This window comes from Pseudomonas sp. URIL14HWK12:I5 (assembly GCF_900176445.1).
Classification (GTDB): domain Bacteria; phylum Pseudomonadota; class Gammaproteobacteria; order Pseudomonadales; family Pseudomonadaceae; genus Aquipseudomonas; species Aquipseudomonas monteilii.
Genome location: NZ_FWXQ01000009.1, coordinates 53,701 through 80,396, shown reverse-complemented (window position 1 = coordinate 80,396; position 26,696 = coordinate 53,701). Strand labels below are relative to the sequence as shown.

Below are 26,696 nucleotides of genomic sequence, written 5' to 3'. Positions count from 1 at the left end.
GCAAGGCGAGTACATGCATCATAAATGATTGGGGCCGCAAAGCGGCCCCAATTGCTGCACTGAAGAATCAGCGCTTGTCTTCAACCTTCCACGCATTCCCGTCGTAGAACGCCTTCCAGCCGGTCGGCTTGCCATCAACCTCGGACTGCACGTACTGCTCCTTGGTCTTGCGGCTGTAGCGGATTACCGCCGGGCGGCCTTCCGGGTCTTTCTGGGGCGCTTCGCACAGGAAGTGGTACTTGGGGTCGATCTCATGCTTGTGCGGCACAATCTCCAGCACCAACGGCGCACGGGTTTCGCGGTTTTTCGGGAACTGGCTAGCCGCCAGGAACAACCCCGAAGCGCCGTCACGCAGCACGTAGGTGTCGTCGACCTTTTCGCACTTGAGTTCAGGCATGTCCACCTTGTCCATCTTCGGTGGCGCAGCCTCGCCGCTCTTGAGCAGCTTGCGGGTATTCTTGCATGCCGGGTTGGTGCAACCGAAGAACTTGCCGAACCGGCCGGTTTTCAATTGCATCTCGCTGCCGCACTTGTCGCACTCCAGGCTAGGCCCTTCGTAGCCCTTGATGCGGTAGTTGCCTTCCTCGATCTCGTAGCCGGCGCAATCCGGGTTGTTGCCGCAGATGTGCAGCTTGTGCTTCTCGTCCAGCAGGTAGGCGTCCATCGCCGTGGCGCAAATCGGGCAGCGGTGCTTGCCCAGCAGCACGCGCGACTCCGACTCACCCTCGTCATCAGCGGCAATCTCGTCACCCGGCACCAGGTTGACGGTGGCCTTGCAGCGCTCTTTCGGCGGCAGGCTGTAACCCGAGCAACCCAGGAACACACCCGTGGAAGCGGTGCGGATCATCATCGGCCGGCCACATTCCTTGCAGGCAATGTTGGTCATGGTCGGCTGGTTGGCGCGCATGCCGTTTTCGCTGGACTCGGCAGTCTGCAGCTTCTTGCTGAAATCGCCGTAGAACTCGTCGAGCACGTTCTTCCAGTCACGCTCGCCTTGGGCTACGTCGTCGAGGTTCTCTTCCATGTCGGCGGTAAAGCCGTAGTCCATCAGATTGGAGAAACTCTCGGATAACCGCTCGGTCACGATGTCGCCCATCTTCTCGGAATAGAAGCGGCGGTTGTGCAAGGTCACATAGCCACGGTCCTGGATGGTCGAGATGATCGCCGCATAGGTCGACGGGCGACCAATGCCGCGCTTTTCCATTTCCTTGACCAGGCTGGCTTCAGTGAAGCGCGCCGGCGGCTTGGTGAAGTGCTGGCTCGGGTCGATCTGGATCAGCTTCAGCGCTTCGCCCTGGACCATTTCTGGCAGCACGTCGTCTTCGCCCGGCTTGCTCTGCTGTGGCAGCACGCGGGTGTAACCGTCGAACTTGAGAATGCGGCCCTTGGCGCGCAGCTCGAAGTCGCCAGCCGCCACGGTGACGCTGGTGGACAGGTACTGCGCCGGCGGCATCTGGCAGGCCAGGAACTGGCGCCAGATCAGCTCGTACAGGCGTTCGGCGTCACGCTCCATGCCACTGAGCTTGGTCGGGTGGGTATTCACGTCAGAAGGACGAATCGCTTCGTGCGCTTCCTGAGCGCCTTCCTTGCTGCCGTATACCAGCGGTGCTTCCGGCAGGTACTGCTTGCCGAACTCGCGCTCGATGTAGCTGCGCGCCATGTCCAGGGCATCGGCCGACAGGTTGGTCGAGTCGGTACGCATATACGTGATGTAGCCGGCTTCGTACAAACGCTGGGCCATCATCATGGTTTTCTTCACCCCGAAGCCCAGGCGGTTACTGGCCGCCTGCTGCAGGGTGGAGGTAATGAACGGTGCCGATGGCTTACTGCTGGTCGGACGGTCTTCACGCTTGACCACGCTGTAGCTGGAAGCCTTGAGCTTCTCCAGCGCAGCCATGGCCTGGGCTTCGTTCAGCGGTTTGAACGCCTCACCCTTCTCGCGCGCCACCTCGAAACGCACCTTGGCGTTTTTGGCGGTGCCCAGGTCGGCGTGGATCTCCCAGTACTCTTCCGGGATGAACGCACGGATTTCGCGCTCGCGCTCCACCACCAGCTTTACCGCCACCGACTGCACGCGGCCGGCAGACAGGCCACGGGCAATCTTGGCCCACAGCAGCGGCGAAACCATGTAACCGACCACACGGTCGAGGAAACGGCGCGCCTGCTGGGCGTTGACCCGGTCGATATCCAGCTCGCCTGGCTGCGAGAAGGCGTCCTGGATGGCCTTCTTGGTAATTTCGTTGAACACCACGCGCTTGTAGCGGGTGTCGTCACCCCCGATGGCTTCGCGCAGGTGCCAGGCAATGGCTTCCCCTTCGCGGTCCAAGTCGGTTGCGAGATAGATGGTGTCGGCATCCTTGGCCAGGCGGCGAAGCTCTTCGATCACCTTTTCCTTGCCAGGCAGGATCTCGTACTTGGCCTTCCAGCCATGGTCAGGGTCGACACCCATGCGTGCCACCAGCTGGCGACGGGCCTTTTCTTTTGGCGAAAGGGCCGGAGCCTCACCCGCAGCCTTGCCACGCTTGGCGGCTGGCTCTTTGCTCGCGCTGGCCGAACCGCTGGTGGGGAGGTCTCGGATATGGCCGATACTCGACTTCACCACGTACTGGTTGCCCAGGTACTTGTTGATGGTCTTGGCCTTGGCCGGGGATTCCACAATGACCAGCGATTTGCCCATGGATCGGAGTATTCCTGAATCTGAAGATGAAAAACGCGTCAGGTGCCAGACGCGGCACCGCTATATATAGTGGCAAAAGTGTGAGGTCAAGCTCGAACGATCATGCGTGCGACTTGCTCAGCAACCCGGGCAGCCCCTCTTCGGCCTTGACCAAAGCAAAGCGTGGCACCTGCTCGCCGTCAACCTCGACAGACTCCTGGAACATCGAAAGTGGCCGTACCCAGAAGCTGTAATCACCATACAGGCACTGGTAGAACACCATCCACTCTTCGCTCTCGGAGTGCCGTGCAACACTGAAGACACGGTACTCAGGCCCTTTGTAATGCCGGTATACGCCTGGTTGCATCTGCATGTTGCCCACCCTCTTGACTTGAACCTGAAAAAAACAAAAACCGGGGCACAAGGCCCCGGCTGCTGTCCTGCTACGCGATCAGACGCGTTCGAAGACAGTGGTGATACCTTGGCCGAGGCCGACGCACATGGTCGCCACCCCCAGGGTACCGCCATTCTGCTTCATGACGTTGAGCAGGGTGCCCGAAATACGAGCCCCGGAGCAACCGAACGGGTGGCCCAAAGCAATGGCGCCGCCGTGCAGGTTAACCTTCTCATCCATCTTGTCGAGCACTTTCAAGTCTTTCAGCACTGGCAGGGCCTGTGCGGCGAAGGCTTCATTGAGCTCGATGAAGTCGATATCGGCCATGGTCAGGCCGGCACGCTTGAGGGCTTTCTGAGTCGACGGCACCGGGCCATAGCCCATGATTGCCGGGTCGACACCGGCCACCGCCATCGAACGAATCACCGCCAATGGCTGGATGCCCAGGTCCATGGCGCGCTGGCCAGACATCACGATCATGCACGAGGCGCCGTCGGTGATCTGCGACGAGGTACCGGCAGTAACGGTGCCGCCTTTCGGGTTGAACGCAGGCTTGAGCGATGCCAGGCCTTCGAGGGTGGTTTCCGGGCGAATGGTTTCGTCGAAATCGAACACCTTCAGGAAGCCGTTCTCGTCGTAGCCCTGCATCGGGATGATCTCGTCCTTGAACTTGCCTTCGACCGTGGCCTTGTGGGCCAGCTGGTGCGAACGCAGGCCGAACAGGTCCTGCTGCTCACGGGTGATGCCGTGCATCTTGCCGAGCATTTCCGCAGTCAGCCCCATCATCCCGGAAGCCTTGGCGGCGTGCAAGGACAGGTGCGGGTTGGGGTCGACGCCGTGCATCATGCTGACGTGGCCCATGTGCTCCACGCCACCGACCACGAACACATCACCGTTGCCGGTCATGATCGCCTGGGCAGCCGTGTGCAGCGCGCTCATCGACGAGCCACACAGGCGACTGACGGTCTGGGCTGCGGAAGTGTGCGGGATCTGGGTCATCAGCGAGGCCATGCGGGCGATGTTCCAGCCCTGCTCCAGGGTCTGGTTGACGCAGCCCCAGATCACGTCCTCGACCTCTTTCGGGTCGACCTTGTCGTTGCGTTCCAGCAGCTTGCTGATCAGGTGCGCCGACATGTCTTCGGCGCGGGTATTGCGGTGCATGCCACCCTTGGAGCGGCCCATTGGCGTGCGACCGAAGTCGACAATCACCACGTCTCTTGGATTCAGGCTCATATCAAATCTCTCGCTCTAGCTCGTTGACCGCTCAGTTGAAGAAGCGCTGGCCGTTCTTGGCCATTTCACGCAGCTTGGCGGTCGGGTGGTACAGCGGCCCCAGGTCGGCGTACTGATCGGCCAGGGCGACGAATTCAGCCACACCGATCGAGTCGATATAGCGCAGCGCACCACCGCGGAAGGGAGGGAAACCAATGCCGTAGACCAGGCCCATGTCGGCTTCGGCGGCGGTTTCGACAATGCCGTCTTCCAGGCAACGCACGGTCTCCAGGCACAGCGGGACCATCATCCAGTTGATGATGTCTTCGTCGGTGACGTCACGCTGCTCGAAGACGACAGGCTTGAGCACGTCCAGCACGGTGGCGTCGAAGACTTTCTTCGGCTTGCCGCGCTTGTCGGTTTCGTAGGCATAGAAGCCCTTGCCGTTCTTCTGGCCCAGGCGGTTGGCTTCGTACAGCGCGTCGACGGCCGAGCGGCGCTCGTCTTTCATGCGGTCCGGGAAGCCTTCGGCCATCACGTCGCGGCCGTGGTGGCCGGTGTCGATGCCGACCACGTCCATCAGGTACGCCGGGCCCATTGGCCAGCCGAACTTTTCCATCACCTTGTCGATACGCACGAAGTCGACACCGGCGCTGACCAGCTTGGCAAAGCCGCCGAAGTACGGGAACAGCACACGGTTGACCAAGAAGCCCGGGCAGTCGTTGACCACGATCGGGTTCTTGCCCATTTTCTTGGCGTAGGCCACGGTGGTGGCGACCGCCACTTCACTGGATTTCTCGCCTCGGATCACTTCCACCAGCGGCATCATGTGCACCGGGTTGAAGAAGTGCATGCCGACGAAGTTTTCCGGGCGCTTGAGCGCCTTGGCCAGCAGGTTGATGGAGATGGTCGAGGTGTTGGAGGCGAGAATCGCATCATCCTTCACCTGGCCTTCCACCTCAGCCAGCACGGCCTGCTTCACTTTCGGGTTCTCGACCACGGCTTCGACGACGATGTCGACATTGGAGAAATCGCCATAGGACAGGGTCGGGCGAATGGCGTTGAGCGCCTCGGCCATCTTGGCCGGGGTCAGGCGGCCCTTCTCGACGCGGTTGCCGAGCAGCTTGGAAGCCTCGTTAAGGCCCAGCTGGATGGCTTCCTCGCGGATATCCTTCATCAGGATCGGGGTGCCCTTGACCGCCGACTGGTAAGCGATACCGCCACCCATGATGCCAGCGCCGAGCACGGCAGCCTGCTTCACGTCGTGGGCGATTTCGTCATGCGCCTTGGCCTTGCGCTTGAGCTCCTGATCGTTCAGGAACAAGCCGATGAGGCTTTCGGCAACCGAGGTCTTGGCCAGCTTGGCAAAGCCTGCGGCTTCGACCTCCAGCGCCTTGTCGCGGCCGAAGTTGGCAGCTTTCTGGATGGTCTTGATGGCTTCGACCGGTGCAGGGTAATTCGGGCCGGCCTGGCCAGCGACGAAGCCCTTGGCGGTTTCGAAGGCCATCATCTGTTCGATGGCATTGAGCTTGAGCTTTTCCAGCTTCGGCTGGCGCTTGGCTTTGTAGTCCAGCTCGCCGCTGATGGCGCGCTTGATCAGGTCCAGAGCACCGGCCAGCAGTAGCTCAGGGGCGACCACAGCGTCGACGGCACCCACTTTCAGGGCGTCTTCGGCGCGGTTTTCCTTGCCGGCGGCAATCCACTCGATGGCGTTGTCCGAACCGATCAGGCGTGGCAGACGCACAGTGCCGCCGAAGCCCGGGTAGATACCCAGCTTGACTTCCGGCAGGCCGATCTTGGCGCTGGTGGACATGACCCGGTAGTCGGCGGCCAGGCACATTTCCAGGCCACCACCCAGGGCGATGCCGTTGATGGCGGCAACGGTCGGCACTTCGAGGTCTTCGAAGGCGTTGAAGATGCGGTTGGCTTCCAGGTTGCCGGCGACCAGTTCGGCCTCGGGCAGCTTGAAGTTGTCGACGAACTCGGTGATGTCGGCGCCGACGATGAACACGTCCTTGCCACTGCTGACGATCACGCCCTTGACCGAGGCATCGGCCTTGATGGCATCGACGGCCTGGCGCAGCTCGTTCAGGGTCAGGCGGTTGAACTTGTTGACGGACTCACCCTTGAGGTCGAACTTGAGCTCGACGATGCCACTTTCAAGAGCCTTAACCGTGATGGCTTTACCTTCGTAAATCATCAACTGATCTCCACGATATGGAAGCTGAACTGTACACGCCGATCGCTGCAGCAAAAGCAGGCCTAACTGCCCCGCCCCAGGCACACCCGTCAGCGCGCTAGTCGGAAGTATGGCTTGGCGTCACGACATACAAACGCTCAATTCATACGCCCGTTTGATTTGGGTGTGCACACATTCTCCGAAAAGATCGGCGTTGTCAAATGCTCACGAGCATGGCGAAAACGCGACTTTCCAGTCATTTTGTATCGTCTTGGTACAAAACATGATGACAGTGATCGCCGGCCATTCATGTCAGCGATTGACCACAGCCACTTGCAGTGTGCTGCAACTTTCCGCTTGCACGGCAACCCCGGGCGGCTACACTGCCACTTGCTTGAATGAATACCCGGCCTGCCTGGCCTTTTCTGCGCAGCAGAACGCAAAGCGGCGACTTGGCACCCCACCCTTCAGGGTTCTGCCAAGCCGCCGCTTTGTCGTTTCAGGCCAGATTAACCGGGCTGATGCCTACCCGCCCCTAGAAGGCGTATGAGCATGACTCAGGCGAGGGTTTCAAGGACGTAGGCAACATCCTGCAATACAGCCGTATCGCCCCGCTCAGTCCAGTACAACGCGATCATCCGAGCATCCGCCTCGACCTTGTAAACGCTCGCCGGCAAGCGCGCCAGGGCCTCCACGAAGCGCGGGTCTTCGCAGGGTTCACGCCACTGGTTCCACCACACCCCCGGGCTGACCTGCCAGAAACTGAAGCTGTCCTCGTGCCCACGGCGCCGGGCGCGGTGGTACTGCGGGCAAGGGCTTGGCGGCTCCTTTTCCAACCAGTGCGGCCATTGCTGCGGCGCCAGCTGCATGGCCAGGCCCATGCGCCGTGCTTCCAGGCGCAGTTTCATCTGCTCGCTCTGTTTGCGCGAGGAACGCAGCCAGGAAAGCGGGCTGAGAATCAGCGCAAGGATTGACACCACCAGCAATACCGTCATATCAGTAGATCCCATAAAGCGTTGCAAATGAGCTGGTTAGCCATTTTTCACGGAAGACCCGCCCGAAAGCGACCATACTTCTTCTATCGCGATTGTCAGGAGTACCGCTCATGCAATACGAACATTTGTTGGTCGCCGTCGACCTGACCGAAGAATGCGACCCGGTGATCAAACGCGCCATGGCGCTGGCCGCGCCTTCGAACGCCAAGGTGTCGCTGGTGCACATCGTCGAACCGATGGCCATGGCGTTCGGCGGTGACGTGCCAATGGACCTGTCGCAGCTGCAACAGCAGCAGTTCGACCAGGCCAAGGAGCGCATGGACCGCCTGTTCAACAAATACCCGGGCATCAACCGCGGCGACTCACACCTGACCTATGGCCAACCGCGCCAGGAAATTCACCAGCTGGCCAAGGACCAGAAATGCGACCTGATCGTGGTCGGCAGCCATGGCCGACACGGCCTGGCGTTGCTGCTGGGTTCCACGGCCAATGATGTGCTGCATGGGGCGCCGTGTGATGTGCTGGCGGTGCGGTTGCTGAAGAAGGAATGATTTAACCTGTACCGGCCTCTTCGCGGGTAAACCCGCGAAGAGGCCGGTACAGGTTAAAATCTGATCAGCCTTCCAGCTCAGCCCAGCGCTCTACCAGTACATCCAGCTCACCCTGCAGCTTCTCGATCTTGGCCAGCACCGCCGAAGTCTCCGCAATCGGCCGCTGATAGAAGCCCGCTGCATTCACTTCTTCCTGGGCTTCAGCCATGCGCTGCTCCAGCGCGTCGATCTGCCCCGGCAGCATCTCCAGCTCACGCTGCAGCTTATAGCTGAGCTTCTTCTTCGATGCCTCTTCCGCCACCGGCGCAGCAACAGGCGCAGGCTTGGCCTCGACCTTCTCCACCACCGCACTGTTGAGGGCCGACTTGCCGCCCTTGCTCTCGGTCACGCCCAGCAGCTTCGGCGAGCCACCCTGGCGAATCCAGTCCTCATAACCACCGACATACTCGCGCACCTTGCCCTCGCCTTCGAACACCAGGGTGCTGGTAACGACGTTGTCGAGGAAGGCCCGGTCGTGGCTGACGATCAGCACAGTGCCCTTGTAGTTGGACAGCACCTCTTCGAGCAACTCGAGGGTTTCCACGTCCAGGTCGTTGGTCGGTTCGTCGAGCACCAGCAGGTTGGCCGGTTTGCTGAACAACTTGGCCAGCAGCAGGCGCGCACGCTCACCACCCGACAGCGCCTTGACCGGCGTACGCGCACGCTGCGGGCTGAACAGGAAGTCGCCCAGGTAGCTCAGCACGTGGCGGTTCTGGCCGTCGATCTCGATGAAGTCACGGCCTTCGGCCAGGTTGTCGATCACGGTCTTTTCAAGGTCGAGCTGGTGGCGCATCTGGTCGAAATAGGCCACTTCGAGCTTGGTGCCGCGCTCTACCTTGCCTGCGGTCGGCTCAAGGTCGCCGAGCATCATCTTCAGCAAGGTCGTCTTGCCAGTACCGTTGGCGCCCAACAGACCGATACGGTCCTCGCGCTGCAGGACCATGGAGAAGTCCTTGACCAGCATCGGCCCGTCAGGGTGATGGAAGCTGACGTTTTCCAGCACCATCACCTGCTTGCCGGACTTTTCCGCCGCTTCGATCTGGATATTGGCCTTGCCCTGGCGCTCACGGCGCTCGCCACGCTCCACACGCAAGGCTTTCAGCGCACGCACACGGCCTTCGTTGCGGGTACGACGGGCCTTGATGCCCTGACGAATCCACACCTCTTCCTGGGCCAGACGCTTGTCGAACAGCGCATTGGCGGTTTCTTCGGCGGCCAGTGCGGCCTCCTTGTGCACCAGGAAGCTGGCGTAGTCGCCGTTCCAGTCGATCAGGCCGCCACGGTCCAGCTCGAGGATGCGTGTGGCCAGGTTCTGCAGGAAGGAACGGTCGTGGGTAATGAACAGCACCGCACCGTTGAAGCCGCGCAGGGCTTCTTCGAGCCAAGCGATGGCACCGATGTCCAGGTGGTTGGTGGGCTCGTCGAGCAGCAACAGGTCGGGCTCGGACACCAGCGCCTGAGCCAGCAGCACCCGGCGGCGCCAGCCACCGGACAGCTCGGCCAGGGTCTTGTCGGCGGGCAGTTGCAGGCGGCTGAGTGTGCTCTCCACCACCTGCTGCAGGCGCCAGCCATCACGGGCTTCCAGCTCGTGCTGGACGTGCATGAGCTTTTCCAGGTCTTCGTCACCCTGGATGTTCATGCTCAGGTGGTGGAACTGCGCCAGCAACTCCCCCACGCCGTCCAGGCCAGCGGCCACCACATCGAACACCGTACGTTCGTCGGCCACCGGCAGTTCCTGCGGCAATTCGCCGATCTTCAGGCCCGGGGCACGCCAGATTTCACCGTCATCGCCCTTCTGCTCGCCCTTGACCAGGCGCAGCATGCTCGACTTGCCGGTGCCGTTGCGGCCGATGATGCACACCCGCTCGCCACGAGCGATCTGCCAGGACACTTTGTCCAGCAGCGGCATGGCGCCGAATGCGAGGGACACATCGCTGAATTTGAGCAGGGTCATGTTGGTCTCCATAAATCGGGCGCGCATTCTACCTGACTTGGCCCTCGACGGCATCCGCCAAGCCAACCGGCGAGTGCCTGGCGACATCTGGTCGAACTTAATATCCCGATACAAGCACAGTGCTTTCACCCGCTGCCGGCAAACAGCTAAGCTAAGGCAATAGCTTTCAACAGTGCTGGCTCCGCCGTCACTTCCCCATGGTTCAACTGCCCGGACGTATCATGCGCAGCCGCCTGTTACATATTGCATCCTGCCTGCTGCTTACCGCTGCCACCTGCGCGGCGCAGGCCACCGACCTGACCCTGCAACGCCAGTACTACGACGAGGCCAAGCGTGCGCTGGCCAAAGGCGACAAAGGCCCGTACCTGCGTTATGCCCAGGCCCTGAACGACTACCCGCTGACGCCCTATCTGGCCTACGACGAGCTCACCGCCCGCCTGAAAAGCGCCAGCAACCAGGAAATCGAAGGCTTCCTCGCCAAGCATGGCGACCTGCCTCAGGCCAACTGGATGAAACTGCGCTGGTTGCGCTGGCTGGCCGAACGGGGCGAGTGGGACACCTTCGTCAAATATTACGACCCCAAGCTCAACTTCACCGAGCTGGACTGCCTCAACGGCCAGTACCAGCTCAGCCATGGGTTGCGTGCCGAGGGCTACGCCACGGCCGATAAACTGTGGAACGTCGGCAAGTCACAACCTGCCGCGTGCGACACGCTGTTCGGCATGTGGGCCGCCGAAGGCCAGCTGACCGAGGCCAAGCGCTGGGAACGCACCAAGCTTGCGGCCCAGGCGCGCAACTACGCGCTGGCCAATAACCTGGTCAAGACCCTGACCACCCTCGGCCCGCAAGGGCGCCTGCTGGTCGACGTGGCGCAAAAACCGGAGCTGCTCAACCAGCCGTCGCGCTTCACCCCGGTCAACGAAGCCATGTCCGACGTGGTCAGCCTCGGCCTGCGCCGCCTGGCCCGCCAGGACCCGGAGCGGGCCATGGCCTTGCTGGACGATTACGCCCAGCGCATGCACTTTTCCCGCGACGAGAAGGTGGCCATCGCCCGTGAAATCGGCCTGACCCTGGCACGCCGCTACGACCCGCGCGCCCTCGACCTGATGACCCGCTACGACCCAGAGCTACGCGACAACACCGTCAGCGAGTGGCGCCTGCGCCTGTTGCTGCGCCTGGGCCGCTGGGAAGACGCCTACGAGCTGACCAAGCGCCTGCCCCAGGACCTGGCCAGCAGCAGCCGCTGGAAGTACTGGCAGGCTCGCAGCCTGGAGCTGGCACAGCCGAACAACCCGCAGATCCCGCTGCTGTACAAGACCGTGGCGCGTGAGCGCGACTTCTATGGCTTCCTGGCTGCGGACCGGGCACAAACACCGTACCAGTTGAACAACAAGCCGCTGCTGCTAAGCCCGCAACTGGTCAAGAAGGTACGCAACACACCCGGCATCCAGCGCGCGCTGGAATTCCACGCCCGCGGCCAGATCGTCGAAGGCCGCCGCGAGTGGTACCACGTCAGCCGCCACTTCACCCGCGACGAAATGGTTGCCCAGGCGCGCCTGGGCTATGAGCTGCGCTGGTACTTCCCGGCTATCCGCACCATCAGCCAGGCGCAGTATTGGGACGATCTGGACATCCGCTTCCCGATGGCCCACCGCGACACACTGGTGCGCGAAGCCAAGGTCCGCGGCCTGCATTCGAGCTGGGTATTCGCCATCACCCGCCAGGAAAGTGCATTCATGGAGGATGCGCGCTCGCCGGTGGGTGCCAGCGGCCTGATGCAACTGATGCCGGCCACAGCCAAGGAAACCGCTCGCAAGTTCAGCATCCCCCTGGCGTCACCGGCGCAGGTACTGAACCCGGACAAGAACATCCAGCTGGGCGCCGCGTACCTGAGCCAGGTGCACAGCCAGTTCAACGGCAACCGTGTGCTGGCTTCGGCGGCCTACAACGCAGGGCCCGGGCGCGTTCGCCAGTGGCTGAAAGGCGCCAAGCACCTGAGCTTCGATGTGTGGGTGGAGTCGATCCCGTTCGACGAAACACGCCAGTATGTGCAAAACGTGCTGTCGTATTCGGTGATCTACGGGCAGAAGTTGAATTCGCCACAGCCGCTGGTGGATTGGCACGAGCGGTATTTCGATGACATGTAAGGTTCGCCGAGCCTGAACCGGCCTCTTCGCAGGTAAACCCGCGAAGGGGCCAATACGGACAAACAGTTATTCAAGGACTTCCACTTTCATCCCCACCTCAAGCCACCCATTCCCATCCACCGCCAGGTTCTGCCCGAACAGCACATCCCCCTCCTTCTCGCGAAAGGTCTTGAGCGTGGCCATCGGCTCCCGATCGGCACTGCGCTCCCCGGTAGCCGGGTCAATCGTGGTAAAGATGCACCGCACACTCGGTTTGAGCACACGAAACACCAAGCTGCCGACACGAATCCGCTTCCAGCCATCTTCGGCGAAGGGTTCAGCGCCGTGCACCACCAGGTTGGGCCGAAAGCGCAGCATCTCCATGGGCCGGCCAACACGCCGGCTGAGCTCGTCGAGCGAGCCCTGGCCAATCAGCAGCAAGGGGAAACCATCCGGAAACGCCGCCCGGTCACTGTTGAAACCATAACCATTGGGCAGGTAGCGCGCACGCTGCTCCGGGCAATGCACCAGGCGCACGGCCTTGCCTAGCAGTTCGCTCAGCCAGGCCGCCACTTCATCGCCTGCATCAGGCACTCGCAACGTATCGCGCCAAATGGTCACGCCACGCAGGGCTTCGTCGGCAGCGGGTACAGGTACCCGCAACGGTGCCTGCCCGGGCGCCTGCAGCAGCAACCGGCCGCTGTCGTCTTCACACGCCTGTAACTGGCCAAGTTGAGGCCATGCGCGCTGGGTCAGGAAGCGTCCGTTTTCTTCCTCGACCACCATCCAGCGCCGGTCACCTTGCAACCCCAGCAACCCAACCGGTGAAGCCTGCAGGCTTTGCGCCTGCCCCGACTTCACCGGGTATCGATACAACTCACTGAGAAACATCCCTGCTGCCTCGCGTCATGCCAAAAGCCAAGCTTATACCTGGCCGGCCCAGGGTTCACGCAGTGGCGGTGTCCAGTAGCAGGCGTTGCTTGACCACATCGACCAGGCGATCAGGCTGGAACTTGGACAGGAAGTTGTCGCAACCCACCTTTTTCACCATGGACTCGTTGAAACTGCCCGACAGCGAGGTGTGCAGCACCACGTAAAGCTGGCGCAAGCGTGCATCACTGCGGATCTCGGTGGTCAGCCGGTAGCCGTCCATTTCCGGCATTTCGGCATCGGTAAATACCATCAGCAGCTTCTCGCATACGTCTTCGCCGGCATCGGCCCAGCCCTTGAGCATACGTAGCGCTTTCAGGCCATCACTGGCCACATGCAGTTTCACGCCTAACTGGGACAGCGTATCGCGCAACTGCGCCAAGGCCACGCTGGAGTCATCCACCAACAGCACCTCGCGGCCACGCGCCCGGGCCAGCACCGGGTCGGCGAGTTTGTCGCCGGAGACCCGGGCGTTGTACGGCACGATCTCGGCCAGCACCTTCTCTACGTCGATAACCTCCACCAACTTGTCATCAACCTTGGTGATGGCTGTCAGGTAGTGTTGGCGCCCGGCACTGGAAGGGGGTGGCATGATCGACTCCCAGTTCATGTTGACGATGCGGTCCACACCACCCACCAGGAAGGCCTGCACCGAGCGGTTGTACTCGGTGACGATGATGGTGCTGTCCGGCCCCGGCTGCAGCGGGCGCATGCCAATCGCCTGGGACAGGTCGATCACCGGCAGGGTCTGCCCGCGCAGGTTGACCACACCGCAGACGAAGGCGTGGCGCTGGGGCATCAAGGTCAGTTTGGGCAGTTGCAGCACCTCCTGCACCTTGAACACGTTGATCGCGAACAACTGGCGACCGGCCAGGCGAAACATCAGAATTTCCAGGCGGTTCTCACCCACCAATTGCGTGCGTTGGTCTACCGTGTCGAGAATGCCAGCCATTGGAAACCCCCAGGCTTGAGTCGGAAAAGGTGAAATCATCTACCCTGTATCGGCGGTTTCACGCGCACCTTGACCCTTGCGGGAAAATACCGCAAAGGCAATTGATATCACTTTACCATCATGCTTTACTGCGGGCCCACCGGGATAAACCGAGGGTGCTGAAAAAGTTCCCCACCCCGGCCCCGCATCAGGGAAACCCTTAGTCGCAATCGGGCGCAACCTGATGTTCGCGATATCCTTTAGCCATTAATGTGACGCCATTCTCACTGCATGAATGGAGTCAGGCTTTTGCTAGCTATCGTTTTGGCGTGCCCGTCCCCTGCGCCTACCCCACGCGCGGGGACCTGACCATGGACACTGCCTTATCGTTCGACGACGCCCTCCAAGGCTTCCTGCTGGATGCCCAGGTACTGCTGACCCAGGCCCAGGAATGCCTGCAGCATCTGGAACTGATCGACAATGATCCGGATGCCTGCCGCTGCCTGGGCAACGCCCTCGACAGCCTCGCCCGTCAGGCCACACGCCTGGGCCTGCGTGAAGTCGCCCATTACACCACTGCCCTTCAACAGTTGCTTGCCCCGGCCTGCCACGGTGGTTGCCTGCAACGTGCAGCCCTACCCGCGGTAGGGGAGTGCCTGACCCTGCTGGCCTGGCAACTGGAGCTGGTCGACACCCGAACCGGGCGGCTGAACCTGGACATCGGCGAGCAACTGGTGCTACTGGGTGAGTTGGCGAAAGTCGTGCAACAACCTTTTGCGTCAGCCTGTACGTCATGCGATGAGCAAGGCAGCGAGTGCATACACACCCAGGGTGAAGTGGCAGACAGCAGCCACCCTGATCGCTCTAAGCCGGCGCTTTAAAAGACGCAGAGTGCAACTAAGTACCGTTGTTCAAGCTCCACCATGGTCAAACTTGGTAAGTTCTCCAGGTTTTCAGTGGCCCAAGTTGAACCTTGAGCACGCGAGTTACAGCACAAGTGCGTACTGCACGATTAAAGGGTGGCACTTTGCTACCCGAAAAGACCGGACCAGCAGGCGTTTCAAAGCGTTTCCCATCCGCGACCGATGCAATGCAAAGTGGTAATATGCGCCCCCACCAAGGCTTGCAACCTGAAGCAAGGTTGCAAGATCACGCATTCGAAAAAACATCGAAAGTACTTCGCCAAAGCCTCTGACCAGCATTGTGCAAGGCCTCCATCAGCAATACTTCAGTGGCTTTCCTACTTATGTTCCCACGCTTGAAGACTTCTCTGCGTTGCTGCTCCCGCGCCGTCCTGTTGCGTTGGGCGACGGCCGGGCTGTGCGTGGCCTCGCTGGTTGCGAACCTGGCGCTGTACCTGGCCAACCAGGCCATCCCGGCCAGCCTGCTGGTGCTGCAGCTGGCCGCCACGCTGGGCGCCGCCGTTCAACTGGGCCTGGGCGCCAGGTCGATCAGCCTGCGCCCGGCCGAACTGGCCGAGCGCATGCTCAAGGTGCAGGAAGACGAACGTCAGCATCTGAGCCGCGAACTTCACGACGACATCGGCCAATTGCTGACCGCTGCGAAGCTGCAGTTGCAGTGGCTGCAGCGGCGTATGCCCGACGAGCTGCAAAGCCACTGCGATGCCCTGCGCGGCACGCTGGATGACACCCTGGGCAACGTGCGCGATGTGTCCGCCCTGCTCAACCCCCGGCAGCTCGCCAGCCTTGGCCTGGAAGCCAGCCTGCGCGCGCACCTGGTACGTACGCTGGCCAGCAGCAGCGTGCACTGGAGCCTGGCGTGCAACCAGCGCCTGGGCGGCATCGACGAAGCCGTGGCCATGGCCGTGTTCCGCATTACCCAGGAGGCGGTGACCAACATGTTGCGCCACGCCCAGGCACAGAACCTGGTCATCCGCCTGCAGCGCACCCCTGAAGGGCTGGCGCTGTCGATCCACGACGATGGCCGTGGCTTCATTCCGGCCCGGCACCCGGCCGAGGCAGGCCAGCGCGGTCTGGCCGGCATGCAGGAGCGGGTAACCGCGTTGCAGGGCAGCCTCGACATCACCAGCCAGCCTGGCCTGGGCACGCAGATCGAAGCGATGTTCCCCTGGCCCCCGCGCAGCCAGCAACGCGCCCGGAGTACTGCCACCCATGACCTGTAGACTGCTGCTGGTTGACGACCACTCGCTGATCCGCGCCGGGGTACGCGCGCTGGTCTGTGACATCCCTGGCTATGACGTGATCGGCGAAGCTGACGATGGCGGCCAACTGCTCGAACAGGTGCGCACGCTGGCGCCCGACATCGTCTTGCTGGACATTTCAATGCGCTCCACCAGCGGCCTGGATGCCCTGACTCAACTGCGTGCCAGCGGCAACGCCTGCAAAGTGCTGATTCTGTCGATGCACACCGACCCCGACCTGATCATGCGGGCGCTGGAAATCGGCGCCCACGGCTATCTGCTCAAGGACACCAGCGCCACCGAGCTGGAACAGGCCCTGAGCGCGGTGCGCAACGGCGAGCGCTACCTCAGCCCGGCCATCGCCCACACCGTCATCAACCAGGCGCTACGGCACACCAAACCGGGCAAGCAGGCCGCTGGCGAGCGGCATAACCTCACGGCCCGGCAACTGGAGATCCTGCGCCTGATCGTGCGCGGCAAGTCCACCCGGGAAATCGCTGCGGGCCTAGGCCTGTCTATCAAGACGGTCGAAACCCACCGTTCGCAAATCATGAAGCGGCTGCAGATTCATGACGTGGCTGGCCTGGTGCTGTTTGCCGTACGCGAAAAGATCATCAGCCTGGACGACTGAGCAATGGCGACCCGGTCGGCAGGTGCAGGCGTATCGCGGCTGGCCTGGCCTGAAAGCGCAGGTTGTCGGCCTGCAAAGGCTCGCCGTCGAGGTTGATATCCAGCCCCTGCGAACTCTTGATTTCCACCCAGGGCAGCCTCGCCCGAATGAACAGGCCATCGCCGGCCAGCAGATCGCGCAAAGCTCCAACCACTTCCTGCGGCGCAGGCAGGATGGCGATGTCCAGCAAGCCGTCATTCACCACCGCTTCAGGGCATAGCACCTGCCCTCCCCCAGCCTGGCGGCCATTACCGATACCGAGTGCCAGCAAGCTCCCTTGCCACTGAAAATCTGGCCCTTGCAGTTCCACCGAAGCTGCCTGCAGTTCGCTGAAGCGCGACAAGCCGGTGAACAGGTAGGCCGCCGCCCCCAGCACTTTTTTCAGGTCTTCGGAGGTGTTGGCGGTGACCTGACTGCCAAATCCGCCTGTGGCCATGTTAAGGAACAACTGGTCCCCAGCCTGGCCCAGGTCTATCGCCTGGGCCGGTGTGTTCAACAACGCCAGAGCCGCAGCAGGCTCCAGCGGTATACCCGCGGCCCGGGCGAAGTCGTTGGCAGTGCCAAGGGGCAACAGCGCCAGGCTGGCATCGGCGCCGGCCAGCCCCATGGCTTCGGCCACGTCGCGCAAAGTGCCGTCCCCACCACCGGCGACAATATGGCTGTAGCCCGCGCTAAGTGCCTCACCGACCAGCCGCTGCGCATCACCCGCCTCCCAGGTAACACGTACATCCAGTGCCCAACCGGTACCGCGCAGGTCATGCACGGCGCTGCGCAGTTCTTCGTTCATCGCCTGCTTACCGTGCAGGATCAGCATTGCCTTGCGCCCTTGCATTGCGCTTCTCCGTGAAGTTGAACCACCCAAATCTCGACCATGCCCAGCAACGGATCGTTGCATAGGTGTAAAAAAATAACGAAGCCGGCGCGGTCTTTTTCCCACACCCGACAATGCGCGGCTATGCTCAGGAAATGAACTTTTGACAAGTTTTTGACCCAGGCCAACATTTTTCCCAGGGTGGTCAGCCTTTTGACTTCTGTTCGCCGGGCCAATCTCGATCCTGGCCATGGACGCGCCCCCCGGCAGTGGTGTGCATAGCGCTGCCGATGGGCGCGTCTTTTCATCCACAGCCTTCAGCGAGGATTCCGGGTCATGCGCATTCTCTGGACACTGCCGTACCTGCCTTGGCCAACTACCAGCGGCAGCAAGACCCGGCAATACCACCTGATGCGCGCAATGGCACAGCAAGGCCACCGCATTACCCTGCTGGTGCAGTCGAAAATCCCGCTCAGCGATGCGGCCCGCGAAGCCCTGGAGCCCCTACTCGAACGACTGATCGTGCTACCCCGTCGGCCACTGCACAGCCCGCTGAACCTGCTGGCCTCGCCGATCATCGACTACCCCATGCGGGCGATCATCAATGGCCTGTCCCCTTGCCTGCGGCACCGCTTCGAGCAGTTGCTGGACGAACCGTGGGACGTGATCCAGATCGAGCACAGCTATAGCTTTCAACCGTTCGAAAAGGCTTTGCAGGCGCGCGGGCTGCCCTACATGCTCAGCGAGCACACGCTGGAGTCCGTGATGGGCGGTGCCTGCCACGACCGCCTGCCGCTCTGGCTACGCCCGCTCAATGCCTTTGACCGCTGGCGCTACCGGCGCTGGGAACAGCGGGTGCTGCGCCAACCTACCGAGCTGGTAGCGGTCAGCGCACACGATGCCGAGCTGATCGCGCAGATCAGCGGGCGCCCGGTGAACGTGGTGGTCAATGGTGTGGATTGTGATTTCTACCAGCACGTGCAACCTGCGCTGCATAGCCAGCGCTTGTTGTTCGTGGGCAACTTCGAGTATGGCGCCAACCTGGAAGCCATCGAGTGGGCGCTGGAAGACATCATGCCGCAAGTGTGGATGAGCAACCCGGCGGTGCGCCTGGCGATAGCCGGGCATGCGCTGCCAATCAGCTGGAAATTGCACTGGAACGACCCGCGCATCGAATGGTTCGGCTACCGCCCTGACCTGCGCGAGCTGCAAAAGCGTTCGGCACTGTTCTTCGCCCCGCTGCGCTATGCCGGCGGCTCCAAAGTAAAAATCCTTGAGGCCATGGCCGCCGGCCTGCCGGTGATCACCACCGGCAAAGGCGTATCGGGCCTGGCCGCGAACAACGGTGAGCACTACCTGGGCAGTGATGACGGTGACCAGCTCGCCCTGCTGATCACCCAACTGCTCAACCAGCCCTGGCGCATGAGCCAACTGAGCGATGACGGGCGGCAATTCGCCCGTCAACGCCACGACTGGAGCGTGGCGGCCCAGCAACTGGAGAACGTGCACATGCGCCTGGCCCAGGCAGCGCCCGCCGAGGCCGCACCGCTGGGCAGTGCCTGGCTGGGCCGCTCAGCCAAGTAGCTCGCTGAAGGGGATGAACGGCACGCTATCGCCCTGTTTCGGCGTACTGCCTTCGCGCACCTCTACCAGGCCCTCGGCCCAGGCGGCACTGCGCAGCACCCCCGAGCTCTGGTTCTTGTAGATGCGCACCTGGCCCTGTTCGATGCGCGCGCGCAGGTATTCGCGGCGCGTGCCAGGCTTGGGCCAGTCGAAGCCCGCCGGCATGTCGAAACGCAGCGGCGTGACATCGGCCACCCCCTGACGACGGAGCAAGTAGGGCCGGGTCAGCAGGCCAAAGGTGACCAAGGTCGAGGCCGGGTTGCCCGGCAGGCCGATCACCGGCACGCCCTGGAAGTGGCCGAAGGTCAGCGGTTTGCCCGGTTTGATCGCCAGCTTCCACAACGCCAGCTCGCCGGCTTCGCGCAGGGCAGCACCGAGGTAGTCGGCCTCCCCCACCGAGACACCGCCGGTAGACAAGATAAGGTCAACGTCGCCCAGCGAGGCCAGGCAGGCACGGGTACGTGCAAGGTCATCCGGCAGGATGCCCGCATCGACCACGTCGCAGCCCAGCCGCTGCAACCAGCTGACCAGCAGCCGACGGTTGCTATTGTAGATTTGCCCAGGGCCCAGCGGCAGGCCGGGCTCGACCAGTTCGTCACCGGTGGACAGCACCGCCACCCGTACCTTGCGTACCACATCCAGGCGACCATGGCCCAGGGTCGCCGCCAGGCCCAGTTCGATCGGACCAAGGCGGGTGCCGGCGCTCATTACCTGCTCACCCCTGCGGGTTTCCTGGCCCTGAGGGCGTATGTTCTGCCCGGTTTGCAACGCTTCAAGAAAGCGTACCCGGCCATCTTCGAGCACCTCGGTGTTTTCCTGCATCTCGACGCAGTCGGCCCCTTCCGGCACCGGCGCCCCCGTAAAGATGCGCGCGCAGGTGCCTGGCTGCAGCGGCTGTGGCGCATGCCCGGCAAAAATGCGCTGGCTGACCGGCAGCGGCTGGCCCTGCCAGTCGGCGTTGCGCAAGGCATAACCGTCCATGGCGCTGTTCGGCCAGGGCGGCAGGTCGAGCGAGGCCACCAGATCGGTAGCCAGCACACGGCCTTCGGCCTCGGCCAGCGGCAGGTTCTCCATCTCGCGTATGGGCGCCGCCTCGGCCAGCGCCAGCAGTTGCTCCAGGGCCTGCTCCACCGGCATCAGCGGCCGGGCCTGGCCGGCCTCAGCCACGGCTGTCACAGGCCGCTGCCTGCTTCAGGTGCGCAACGAAGTTGCACGGGCGATGGCGGGCATCGAGCTGTTCGGCCAGGATGCCATCCCAGCCGGTACGCACGGCGTTGGTCGAGCCCGGCAGGCAGCACACCAAGGTACCGTTGGCCAGCCCGGCCAAGGCACGCGACTGCACAGTGGAGGTGCCAATGTCGGCCACCGAGATCTGCCGGAACAACTCTCCAAACCCTTCCACCTGTTTGTCCAGCAGGCAGGCCACCGCCTCGGGCGTGCTATCGCGGCCGGTAAAGCCGGTCCCCCCCGTGATCAACACCACTTGCACGTTGTCATCGGCGATCCAGGTGGCAACCTGGGCGCGGATCTTGTACAGGTCATCCTTGAGCAGCACGCGCTCGGCCAAACGGTGGCCGGCCGCACTCAGGCGGTCGACGAACAGCTGCCCGGAGGTGTCGGTGTCGAAAGTACGGGTGTCGCTGACCGTGAGCACGGCGATGTTCAGCGCCACGAAGGGGGTATCTGCCTTGGCTTTCATGGGTGTCCGTCACAACAGGATGAGATGGCCGCAGTTATATCACAGCGCACCTTTCCCGACGTTGCGCCCATGGCGATTGCCCTCGGTCAATAGGCCGGGTTTGCCGCTATGCTGCACTAGAGAAGGAACTTGCATGGACACCCTGCGTCTTAACTGACATCTAGCACCATCGCACTGGAGAAACACGATGATTCAACGGACCCTACCCGCCTTCCTGCTCGCCCTGGGCCTGGGCGCCCTTGCCGGCTGCGCTTCGCCGACCGTCATTACCCTGAACGATGGCCGCGAAATCCAGGCCACGGACACCCCGAACTACGATGAAGACTCCGGCTTCTACGAATTCGAGCAACTGGATGGCAAGCGCACCCGCCTGAACAAGGACCAGATCCGCACCGTCAAAGAGCTCTGATCCAGGCGCCCGTTTTGCAAAGCCCCTTTGAACAACAAGGGCTTGTGTGCAAAAACGGGATGCAGTAGGATTTTGTTCATCGGAGTGTAGCGCAGCCAGGTAGCGCGTCTCGTTCGGGACGAGAAGGCCGCAGGTTCGAATCCTGTCTCTCCGACCAGATCCTGCTCGAAAAGCCCGCCTTGTGCGGGCTTTTTGTTGTGCCTGAAAACGGTCAGGCCGTCAGGCGCGAGGTCACCTCACCCAACTGCCCCGACAACCCGTGCAAGCGCTGCCCGGCCTGCTCGGTATGCTGCACTGCCTGCTGGTTGGCCGTGGCGATACGGGTGATTTCGATCAGGTTGCGCGAAATGTCCTCCGCCACACTGGTCTGCTCTTCGGCCGCCGTGGCGATTTGTCGGTTCATGTCACGGATCGCCTCTACGGACTGGGTGATGCGCTGCAACATCTGCCCGGCCTGCTGCACCTGCTCGGCCCCCTCCTCGCTGCGCTGCTGGCCGCTTTCGATCGCCTTGACCGCCTCTACCGCCCCCGACTGCACGGCTTCGATGATCTGGTGAATCTCGGCAATCGATGCAGCGGTGCGCTGGGCCAGGCTGCGCACCTCATCGGCAACCACTGCAAACCCACGCCCGGCTTCGCCAGCACGGGCCGCTTCGATGGCTGCGTTGAGCGCCAGCAGGTTGGTCTGCTCAGCGATGCCACGGATCACCTCCAGCACTTTGCCAATGCGCGTGCTGTCGTGTTCCAGGTCGCGGATTACCGCCGCCGTGCCGGCGATTTCACGGTTGACCACACCGATAATGTCGATGGTCTGCTGCATCACCTGCTCGCCGGCCTGGGCGCTGTGGTCAGCGTCATCTGCCGCGCGAGCGGCCTCGGCGGCGTGGCGGGCGACCTCCTGGGCGGTGGCGGACATCTCGTGCATGGCCGTGGCCACCTGGTCGGTACGCTGGAACTGGTCGTGGGTGCCACGGGCCATGTCGCCGGCGATGCTACGCAACTGGCCACTGGCGCCTTCCAGCTCCTGCGCGTTGTCCTGCAGGCGGCCAACGGTATCGGCAAGGAAGTCGCGCAGCGTGTTGGCAGCCCGCGCCAGGCGCCCCAGTTCATCTTCACGGCGGCTATCGACCCGGGCGGCGAAACGCCCTTGGCTCAGTTGTGCGACATACTCGATCAGTTGGCGGATCGGCTCGATCAGGCTACGGTTGACCAGCCACAGGCTGAGCAGCCCCACCAGCACCGCCGAAGCCAACATCACCAGCAAGCCCAGCCATACCGTGCGCTCGGCGCTGGCGCTGATGCTGGCCGCACGCTGACGCGCATCGGCACGCAGCTGCTCGACCAGTTCGCTCATCTGCTCGCTGGCGGCGCGGTCCACGCCTTTGACCGCCTGGTCGCCGGCTACCGGGTCACCACCTGCGGCAAGGAAAGCCTGGCGGCCCTGCGCATAGGCCTGGCCCAACTGCCGGTGGCTGTCACGCAGCTGCTGCAACGGCGCCTTGAGCCTGGCGTCGCTGCTGTCGATCAACTGCCCGAGCAGCTCTTGAACCTGTTGTTCACGGGCCTGGAACTGCTGCCAGTACTTGTCCATGTCCGCTGGCTGGCGCCCGCGCAGCAACACGTTCTTCCATTCCTGTACCTGTATCTTGAATTGCAGGTTGGCTTCGTCGATCAATTGCGAGGCCCGCAGCGGCCCGTCGACCAGCTCGGCATAACCGCGCACGCTGGACGACAGGAACTGGAAACACACCAGGGCGATCAGCAACATCGCCGCCAGGCTGCCGCCGAGCAGCGAGAGAATTTGCACTCTGAGGGATTTACGCAACATCTAGGGTCTCGGAACCAGAGAGAGAGGGCTGGGGCCGCTGTGCAGCCCCCATTACTGGCAGGCCAAAAAAAAGCTGCCATCAAGCAATGGCAGCCAGGTCGAGCACTTACGCAACAGTTGAGGCAGATACTCTCAGGCAATTGCTACAAAAATGTTACAAAACCGCGACACCCTACCCTGTGGTGAACTGCAAGGCCGCCAACCGCGCATACAGCGGGCTTTCCTCGATCAACTGACGGTGTGTGCCCACCGCCACCAGCCGCCCCTTGTCGATGACCGCGATACGTTCGGCATGCTGCACCGTGGCCAGGCGATGGGCGATCACCAGCGTGGTGCGCCCGGCCATCAGGCTGGGCAACGCCTGCTGGATCAGGTGTTCGCTCTGCGCGTCGAGGGCGCTGGTGGCTTCATCCAGCAACAGGATCGGCGCATCCACCAGCAACGCCCGGGCAATCGCCAGGCGCTGCCGCTGCCCACCGGAAAGCCCGATGCCGCCCTCGCCCAAAGGCGTCTGGTAGCCTTGCGGCAGCTGCCGGATGAATTCATCGGCATAGGCACCGCGGGCGGCTGCCTCGACTTCTGCCAGGCTCGCCTCGGGCCGGCCATAACGGATGTTGGCCTCCACCGTGCCACGAAACAGCGAGGGGTTTTGCGCCACCAGGGCGAACTGGCGGCGCAGCTGGTCAGGGTCGAGCGCGGTAATCGCCTGACCATCGAGCAGGATGCGCCCTTGCTGTGGGTCGTAAAAACGCAGCAACAAATCGAACAAGGTCGACTTGCCTGCACCCGAGGGGCCAACCAGGGCAACGGTCTGTCCAGGTTCGATGGCCAGGCTCAGGCCATCGACAGCCGCCACCGTAGGCCGTGACGGGTAGGCAAACACCACCTGCTGCAATTCGATGTGCCCTTTGGCCCGCTGTCTTGGTAGCGCCTGCGCCAGCTCGGGCGGCAGGATTGCACTGCGCGCAGCCAACAGTTCGGCAATACGCTCAGCGGCGCCAGCGGCACGCTGCAGCTCGCCGATCACCTCGCTGAGGGTACCGAAGGCGCTACCGACGATCAGGCTGTAGAACACGAATGCAGCCAGCTCGCCTGCAGAAATACGCCCAGCGATCACATCCATGCCGCCGACCCACAACATCACCCCCACCGCCCCCAACACCAGCACGATCACCAGGGTGATCAGCCAGGCACGCTGGGCAATCCGCTTGCGGGCCACGCTGAACGCTGCTTCGACAGTGCCCGCGAACAGTTCGCGGTCGTGCGCCTGGTGGTTGTAGGCCTGCACCGTCTTGATCTGCCCCAGCGTTTCGGCCACGTAGCTGCCCACATCGGCCACCCGGTCCTGGCTCTGCCGCGACAGGCTGCGCACCCGACGACCGAACAGCAGGATAGGTGCCAACACCAACGGCAGGGCCACCACCACGATACTGGTGAGCTTGGGGTTGGTGATGAACAGCAACACCACGCCGCCGATGACCATCAACGCGTTACGCAAGAACATCGACAACGATGAGCCGATGACCGACTGCAGCAAGGTGGTGTCCGCCGTCAGCCGCGACTGGATCTCGGAGCTGCGGTTGTCTTCGAAAAAGCCGGGGTGCAGGCCGATCAGGTGATCGAAAACGGCGCGACGGATATCGGCCACACACCGCTCGCCAATCCACGAGACCAGGTAAAAGCGGCTGAAAGTGCCCACCGCCAGGGCCAGCACCAGCAGCAGGAACAACCCGATGGTCTGGTTGAGCTGGTGCGCGGAGCGGGTCATGAAGCCCTGGTCCACCAACAGGCGGATGCCCTGCCCCATCGACAGGGTGATGGCGGCAGTGACCACCAGGGCCAGCAAGGCCAGCAGCACTTGCCGGCGATAGGGGCGGACGAACTGCCAGGCCAGGCGCAAGGCGCGGCGCTGACGTGGGGAAACCGATTCGGGCATGGCGACGACCATAATGCGGGGGAAACCGCAGACTACCACTCATCCAGGCTGTGGGAATGCCCGCAGGTTGCTATAGCCCATCGGTATAACCAGTCGCTGGAGCTTTCACCTGGTTTCTGTTGGACTGTTGCTGCCGTGACACAGAAGCTGTCACAGGCCAGTCACGGCGCAGGGCTAACTTGAGCTTGAACCTGATGAGGAGACAGTGCATGAGCTTGCAGCATGGCAGTGACAACCAGAAGCCCCGGACCACCCCGCAACCGCAGGTGTGCGGTTCGATCATCGACGCCCAGGGGCGCGAAGTGCCGATCACCGAGCAAATGATCCAGCAGGCCTGCAAGGCCCTGGAAGAAAGCCGGGCCGAGCGCGTACGCAAAGGTTGACCGACGAATTATTTGCAACCCGGCGCTCGCGCCGGGTTTTTATTGGCCTGAATCAGGCCAGCACCCCACCCAAGGCACTGACCAGCTGCGCCAACTGTGGCGACTCACCCCGCAAGCGCACCGCCAGCCCTTCGATCTCGCGACGTGGCGGGTACTGCTTGCGCAACTGGTCGAACGCCGCCCGCTGCAGCTGCGGGTCGTCGCTCAGGCTGCGGCGGAAGTCCGCATCGTCGCGGCGCGGGTCGTACACGGCGCGGCACAGGGTCGCCAAGGCCCAGGCCGGGTCGGTGCCGGCATCCAGTTCGATTTGTGCCAGTGGCGGCCGGGGCAGCAAGTCTGCCAGTTGCACCTGCTCGTCCACGCCGAGGAAGCGGCACAACGCCTGGTAGATCTGCGCCGTGCCACGCTGGCGGCCATCGAGGCTGTAGCCGGCAATGTGCGGCGAAGCCAGCGTGCACAGGTCGGCCAGTTGCAGGTCGACCTGCGGCTCGCCCTCCCACACATCCAGCACCGCATGCACGTCTTCACGGTCCAGCAGCAGCTCGCGCAAGGCAGCGTTGTCCACCACCGGGCCACGACTGGCGTTGATCAGCCAGGCCCCTGGGCGCAACTGCGCCAACTGCGCCTGGCCCAGCAAGTGCCAGGTCGGGTGCTCGCCGGCACGCTGCAACGGGGTATGCAGGCTGATCACATCGCACTGCTGCAAGATCGTCTCGAGGCTGACGTAGTCGCCACCCTCGACGGCCTGGCGCGGCGGGTCGCACACCAGTACTTTCCAGCCCAGGCCGTGAAGCACCCGCACCAGGCGGCCGCCCACCTCACCCGCACCCACCACGCCATACACGCGATCGGGCAGTGCCACGCCATCGAGCTCGGCCAGGGTCAGTACGCTGCCCAGCACGTAGTCGACCACGCCGCGTGCATTGCAGCCCGGCGCACTGCTCCAGCGGATGCCGGCTTCGGCAAAGTAGTCCAGGTCCAGGTGATCGGTACCGATGGTGCAAGTGCCGACAAAGCGTACGCGGCTGCCTTCGAGCAGCTGGCGGTCGACTTTGGTCACCGAGCGCACCAGCAGGATATCGGCGTCCTTGACGCTGGCGGCATCGAGGCTTCGGCCCGGGTAGCGGCGAATTTCACCGAAACCCTGGAAGAAGGCATCGAGCAGCGGGATGTTCTCGTCGGCAACTATCAGCATGGCGCTCTCCTGTC

General features: G+C 62.8%; 22 protein-coding genes, 1 tRNA gene and 1 pseudogene. 9 read left to right on the top strand and 15 right to left on the bottom strand.

All coding sequences use genetic code 11. The features are described from left to right. Positions 1-67: 67 nt before the first annotated feature. From topA to B9A31_RS20280, 5 genes are all read right to left on the bottom strand, one after another. Entirely contained in the window at positions 68-2,677 is a 2,610-nt protein-coding gene (gene topA / locus B9A31_RS20300) for a type I DNA topoisomerase (protein WP_025754460.1), read from the bottom strand. Positions 2,678-2,777: 100 nt separating this feature from the next. After that, a complete protein-coding gene (locus B9A31_RS20295) occupies positions 2,778-3,029 on the bottom strand; it encodes a DUF1653 domain-containing protein (RefSeq protein ID WP_084297302.1) in 252 nt (83 codons plus the stop codon). Between the two features lie 78 nt (positions 3,030-3,107). Next, complete coding sequence (gene fadA / locus B9A31_RS20290) at positions 3,108-4,283, bottom strand: acetyl-CoA C-acyltransferase FadA (protein WP_013971712.1); 1,176 nt, start codon at positions 4,281-4,283, stop codon at positions 3,108-3,110. A gap of 31 nt (positions 4,284-4,314) precedes the next feature. Beyond that, the gene (fadB, locus tag B9A31_RS20285) at positions 4,315-6,462 is read right to left on the bottom strand and encodes a fatty acid oxidation complex subunit alpha FadB (RefSeq protein ID WP_084297301.1); all 2,148 of its coding nucleotides are present in this window, start codon (positions 6,460-6,462) and stop codon (positions 4,315-4,317) included. A 536-nt stretch (positions 6,463-6,998) separates the two neighbouring features. After that, complete coding sequence (locus B9A31_RS20280) at positions 6,999-7,436, bottom strand: hypothetical protein (RefSeq protein ID WP_019096202.1); 438 nt, start codon at positions 7,434-7,436, stop codon at positions 6,999-7,001. Positions 7,437-7,546: 110 nt separating this feature from the next. Between B9A31_RS20280 and B9A31_RS20275 the strand changes: the two genes are divergently transcribed. Next, positions 7,547-7,987 carry a universal stress protein gene (locus tag B9A31_RS20275; RefSeq protein ID WP_019096201.1) on the top strand — a complete coding sequence of 147 codons (441 nt, stop codon included), beginning with the start codon at positions 7,547-7,549 and terminating at the stop codon, positions 7,985-7,987. A 64-nt stretch (positions 7,988-8,051) separates the two neighbouring features. Here B9A31_RS20275 and B9A31_RS20270 read toward each other — a convergent pair whose 3' ends face one another. Beyond that, entirely contained in the window at positions 8,052-9,980 is a 1,929-nt protein-coding gene (locus tag B9A31_RS20270) for an ATP-binding cassette domain-containing protein (RefSeq protein WP_019096200.1), read from the bottom strand. A 221-nt stretch (positions 9,981-10,201) separates the two neighbouring features. On the opposite strand from B9A31_RS20270, the gene B9A31_RS20265 reads away from it, so the two are divergent. Continuing rightward, entirely contained in the window at positions 10,202-12,127 is a 1,926-nt protein-coding gene (locus B9A31_RS20265; RefSeq protein WP_019096199.1) for a transglycosylase SLT domain-containing protein, read from the top strand. A 66-nt stretch (positions 12,128-12,193) separates the two neighbouring features. Here B9A31_RS20265 and B9A31_RS20260 read toward each other — a convergent pair whose 3' ends face one another. Next, positions 12,194-12,997, bottom strand: a complete 804-nt coding sequence (locus tag B9A31_RS20260; RefSeq protein ID WP_084297300.1) for an MOSC domain-containing protein — start codon at positions 12,995-12,997, stop codon at positions 12,194-12,196. A gap of 55 nt (positions 12,998-13,052) precedes the next feature. Further along, entirely contained in the window at positions 13,053-13,988 is a 936-nt protein-coding gene (locus tag B9A31_RS20255; RefSeq protein ID WP_016714890.1) for a chemotaxis protein CheV, read from the bottom strand. Positions 13,989-14,338: 350 nt separating this feature from the next. On the opposite strand from B9A31_RS20255, the gene B9A31_RS20250 reads away from it, so the two are divergent. The 3 genes from B9A31_RS20250 (at position 14,339) to B9A31_RS20240 (ending at position 16,759) form a co-directional block, all read left to right on the top strand. Further along, positions 14,339-14,848, top strand: coding sequence for a hypothetical protein (locus B9A31_RS20250; RefSeq protein ID WP_025754465.1), 510 nt, complete (start codon positions 14,339-14,341; stop codon positions 14,846-14,848). Between the two features lie 365 nt (positions 14,849-15,213). Continuing rightward, positions 15,214-16,110: a sensor histidine kinase gene (locus B9A31_RS20245; RefSeq protein WP_019096196.1), complete on the top strand. Its 897-nt coding sequence runs from the start codon at positions 15,214-15,216 to the stop codon at positions 16,108-16,110. Continuing rightward, on the top strand, positions 16,100-16,759 hold the full coding sequence (locus B9A31_RS20240; RefSeq protein ID WP_084297299.1) for a response regulator: 660 nt from the start codon (positions 16,100-16,102) through the stop codon (positions 16,757-16,759). The genes B9A31_RS20245 and B9A31_RS20240 overlap by 11 nt, the downstream gene beginning before the upstream one ends. On the opposite strand, the gene yegS is transcribed toward B9A31_RS20240, so the two are convergent. After that, positions 16,743-17,630, bottom strand: a complete 888-nt coding sequence (gene yegS / locus B9A31_RS20235; RefSeq protein ID WP_019096194.1) for a lipid kinase YegS — start codon at positions 17,628-17,630, stop codon at positions 16,743-16,745. The genes B9A31_RS20240 and yegS overlap by 17 nt on opposite strands. A gap of 315 nt (positions 17,631-17,945) precedes the next feature. Between yegS and B9A31_RS20230 the strand changes: the two genes are divergently transcribed. Then, positions 17,946-19,193, top strand: a complete 1,248-nt coding sequence (locus tag B9A31_RS20230) for a glycosyltransferase family 4 protein (protein WP_084297298.1) — start codon at positions 17,946-17,948, stop codon at positions 19,191-19,193. Here B9A31_RS20230 and glp read toward each other — a convergent pair. Both glp and moaB read right to left on the bottom strand, forming a co-directional pair. Then, the gene (gene glp, locus B9A31_RS20225; protein ID WP_027615678.1) at positions 19,182-20,408 is read right to left on the bottom strand and encodes a molybdopterin molybdotransferase MoeA; all 1,227 of its coding nucleotides are present in this window, start codon (positions 20,406-20,408) and stop codon (positions 19,182-19,184) included. The genes B9A31_RS20230 and glp overlap by 12 nt on opposite strands. Next, entirely contained in the window at positions 20,392-20,931 is a 540-nt protein-coding gene (gene moaB, locus B9A31_RS20220; protein WP_016714883.1) for a molybdenum cofactor biosynthesis protein B, read from the bottom strand. Before moaB ends, glp begins: the two co-directional genes overlap by 17 nt. 187 nt (positions 20,932-21,118) lie before the next feature. Between moaB and B9A31_RS20215 the strand changes: the two genes are divergently transcribed. Next, entirely contained in the window at positions 21,119-21,340 is a 222-nt protein-coding gene (locus tag B9A31_RS20215; protein ID WP_019096192.1) for a YgdI/YgdR family lipoprotein, read from the top strand. 80 nt (positions 21,341-21,420) lie between these two features. Beyond that, positions 21,421-21,497, top strand: a tRNA-Pro gene (locus B9A31_RS20210). A 54-nt stretch (positions 21,498-21,551) separates the two neighbouring features. Here B9A31_RS20210 and B9A31_RS27810 read toward each other — a convergent pair. From B9A31_RS27810 to B9A31_RS20200, 3 genes and pseudogenes are all read right to left on the bottom strand, one after another. Further along, positions 21,552-22,256: a methyl-accepting chemotaxis protein gene (locus tag B9A31_RS27810; protein ID WP_371105374.1), complete on the bottom strand. Its 705-nt coding sequence runs from the start codon at positions 22,254-22,256 to the stop codon at positions 21,552-21,554. A 228-nt stretch (positions 22,257-22,484) separates the two neighbouring features. Continuing rightward, positions 22,485-22,595: pseudogene (locus B9A31_RS27805) on the bottom strand (hypothetical protein); the annotation flags it as partial. Between the two features lie 745 nt (positions 22,596-23,340). Further along, the gene (locus B9A31_RS20200; protein WP_025754469.1) at positions 23,341-25,104 is read right to left on the bottom strand and encodes an ABC transporter transmembrane domain-containing protein; all 1,764 of its coding nucleotides are present in this window, start codon (positions 25,102-25,104) and stop codon (positions 23,341-23,343) included. Between the two features lie 209 nt (positions 25,105-25,313). On the opposite strand from B9A31_RS20200, the gene B9A31_RS27330 reads away from it, so the two are divergent. Next, on the top strand, positions 25,314-25,487 hold the full coding sequence (locus B9A31_RS27330; RefSeq protein ID WP_016714880.1) for a PA1571 family protein: 174 nt from the start codon (positions 25,314-25,316) through the stop codon (positions 25,485-25,487). A gap of 52 nt (positions 25,488-25,539) precedes the next feature. Here B9A31_RS27330 and pdxB read toward each other — a convergent pair whose 3' ends face one another. Beyond that, positions 25,540-26,682, bottom strand: a complete 1,143-nt coding sequence (gene pdxB, locus B9A31_RS20195; RefSeq protein WP_016714879.1) for a 4-phosphoerythronate dehydrogenase PdxB — start codon at positions 26,680-26,682, stop codon at positions 25,540-25,542. Between the last annotated feature and the right edge of the window lie 14 nt (positions 26,683-26,696).

Excerpts from the sequence above, each read along its gene's own strand:
- B9A31_RS20295 (WP_084297302.1), bottom strand. The coding sequence starts at position 3,029 with ATGCAGATGCAACCAGGCGTATACCGGCATTACAAAGGGCCTGAGTAC.
- B9A31_RS20280 (WP_019096202.1), bottom strand. The coding sequence starts at position 7,436 with ATGACGGTATTGCTGGTGGTGTCAATCCTTGCGCTGATTCTCAGCCCG.
- fadB (WP_084297301.1), bottom strand. The coding sequence starts at position 6,462 with ATGATTTACGAAGGTAAAGCCATCACGGTTAAGGCTCTTGAAAGTGGC.
- B9A31_RS20260 (WP_084297300.1), bottom strand. The coding sequence starts at position 12,997 with ATGTTTCTCAGTGAGTTGTATCGATACCCGGTGAAGTCGGGGCAGGCG.
- topA (WP_025754460.1), bottom strand. The coding sequence starts at position 2,677 with ATGGGCAAATCGCTGGTCATTGTGGAATCCCCGGCCAAGGCCAAGACC.
- B9A31_RS20200 (WP_025754469.1), bottom strand. The coding sequence starts at position 25,104 with ATGCCCGAATCGGTTTCCCCACGTCAGCGCCGCGCCTTGCGCCTGGCC.
- B9A31_RS20265 (WP_019096199.1), top strand. The coding sequence starts at position 10,202 with ATGCGCAGCCGCCTGTTACATATTGCATCCTGCCTGCTGCTTACCGCT.
- B9A31_RS20230 (WP_084297298.1), top strand. The coding sequence starts at position 17,946 with ATGCGCATTCTCTGGACACTGCCGTACCTGCCTTGGCCAACTACCAGC.
- B9A31_RS20215 (WP_019096192.1), top strand. The coding sequence starts at position 21,119 with ATGATTCAACGGACCCTACCCGCCTTCCTGCTCGCCCTGGGCCTGGGC.
- moaB (WP_016714883.1), bottom strand. The coding sequence starts at position 20,931 with ATGAAAGCCAAGGCAGATACCCCCTTCGTGGCGCTGAACATCGCCGTG.
- B9A31_RS20240 (WP_084297299.1), top strand. The coding sequence starts at position 16,100 with ATGACCTGTAGACTGCTGCTGGTTGACGACCACTCGCTGATCCGCGCC.
- B9A31_RS27810 (WP_371105374.1), bottom strand. The coding sequence starts at position 22,256 with ATGTCCGCCACCGCCCAGGAGGTCGCCCGCCACGCCGCCGAGGCCGCT.
- fadA (WP_013971712.1), bottom strand. The coding sequence starts at position 4,283 with ATGAGCCTGAATCCAAGAGACGTGGTGATTGTCGACTTCGGTCGCACG.
- yegS (WP_019096194.1), bottom strand. The coding sequence starts at position 17,630 with ATGCAAGGGCGCAAGGCAATGCTGATCCTGCACGGTAAGCAGGCGATG.
- B9A31_RS20270 (WP_019096200.1), bottom strand. The coding sequence starts at position 9,980 with ATGACCCTGCTCAAATTCAGCGATGTGTCCCTCGCATTCGGCGCCATG.
- B9A31_RS20250 (WP_025754465.1), top strand. The coding sequence starts at position 14,339 with ATGGACACTGCCTTATCGTTCGACGACGCCCTCCAAGGCTTCCTGCTG.
- B9A31_RS20255 (WP_016714890.1), bottom strand. The coding sequence starts at position 13,988 with ATGGCTGGCATTCTCGACACGGTAGACCAACGCACGCAATTGGTGGGT.
- pdxB (WP_016714879.1), bottom strand. The coding sequence starts at position 26,682 with ATGCTGATAGTTGCCGACGAGAACATCCCGCTGCTCGATGCCTTCTTC.
- B9A31_RS27330 (WP_016714880.1), top strand. The coding sequence starts at position 25,314 with ATGAGCTTGCAGCATGGCAGTGACAACCAGAAGCCCCGGACCACCCCG.
- B9A31_RS20245 (WP_019096196.1), top strand. The coding sequence starts at position 15,214 with ATGTTCCCACGCTTGAAGACTTCTCTGCGTTGCTGCTCCCGCGCCGTC.
- B9A31_RS20275 (WP_019096201.1), top strand. The coding sequence starts at position 7,547 with ATGCAATACGAACATTTGTTGGTCGCCGTCGACCTGACCGAAGAATGC.